The organism is Oleiphilus sp. HI0066, from assembly GCF_001635725.1.
This window is the reverse complement of record NZ_LWFH01001215.1, coordinates 1-1,155: the sequence shown is the minus strand read 5'-3', so window position 1 is coordinate 1,155 and position 1,155 is coordinate 1. Positions and strand designations below refer to the sequence as shown.

1 protein-coding gene and 1 pseudogene are annotated in these 1,155 nt (G+C 42.7%); both read left to right on the top strand.

Annotated elements, in window-relative coordinates; translation table 11 throughout:
* The first annotated feature begins 141 nt into the window (after positions 1–141).
* Positions 142–915 (top strand): ABC transporter permease, encoded by a 774-nt coding sequence (locus tag A3738_RS16795; protein WP_068473135.1) that lies wholly within the window; start codon positions 142–144, stop codon positions 913–915.
* 67 nt (positions 916–982) lie between these two features.
* Positions 983–1,155 (top strand): annotated as a pseudogene (locus A3738_RS32645) (NADPH-dependent 7-cyano-7-deazaguanine reductase QueF); the annotation flags it as partial.

The following is a 1,155-nucleotide window of genomic DNA, read 5'->3' as shown; positions in this document are numbered from 1 at the left end:
AGACTTAGGGACGTTTTTTGATGCCGTCAAAGATGAAGACTGGAAGGTATTGGGTATTCGCAATAAAAGTAACCGTTTGGAAGAGTTGTTTTTATCTTTGGTTAGCTCTAGCCAAGACTTAAATTCGAAGGAGCAAACCAAATGAACGCACATCAAATCTGGATTGCTTTTACGACCATCGTAGTAAAAGAGATTCGTCGATTTACACGAATCTGGGCGCAAACGATGCTTCCACCTGCGATTACCATGGCTTTGTATTTTGTCATTTTTGGCAATCTTATCGGGCCTCGTATCGGAGAAATGGGCGGCTATGACTATATGAGTTTTATTGTCCCAGGCTTGATTATGATGTCGGTGATTACTAACTCTTATGCAAACGTGGTGTCGTCTTTCTTTAGTTTGAAGTTCCAGCGCAGTATTGAGGAAATACTCGTTTCACCTGTTCCAAACTGGGTTGTGCTGAGCGGTTACGTTGCCGGAGGTGTTGCGCGTGGTGTTGGGGTAGGGATTATCGTTACCTTACTCTCTTTATTCTTTACCGATTTAGTTGTTCACAACGTACTGGTGACGGCCAGTATGGTGATAATGACTGCGATTGTATTTTCGCTTGGCGGATTTATTAATGCAGTATTCGCGACGAAATTTGATGACATCTCTATCGTCCCTACTTTTGTATTAACGCCGCTCACCTACCTCGGTGGTGTGTTCTATAGTATTTCGCTTCTGCCAGAGTTTTGGCAGAACGTATCTCAAGCGAACCCGATTTTATATATGGTGAATGCTTTTCGTTACGGAATATTGGGTGTGAGTGATATCGATATTCGATTCGCGTTTGGGATGGTTATTGTTTTTATTGTTCTATTATTTTCGACGGCTTTGTTTTTACTTTCTAAAGGCAAGGGCATTCGCAGCTAGACTGCGATTCTTCGTGGTAACTGCTTTATAGCAATACGAGCGCGACGGAAAATTATTTGAGGTATGTATGGCGATTGTTGAGAACAGCCAGTTAGGTAAAGAAACGAATTATTTAGATCGATACGCACCCGAGGTGCTATTCCCAATTGCACGGAGTGAAACTCGCGCGAGTTTAGGGATCGAAGACACGGATTTACCATTTGCTGGTGAAGATGTTTGGACGAGTTTTGAGGTGTCTTG

Coding starts and splice junctions, on each gene's coding strand:
- A3738_RS16795 (WP_068473135.1), top strand. CDS start 142: ATGAACGCACATCAAATCTGGATTGCTTTTACGACCATCGTAGTAAAA.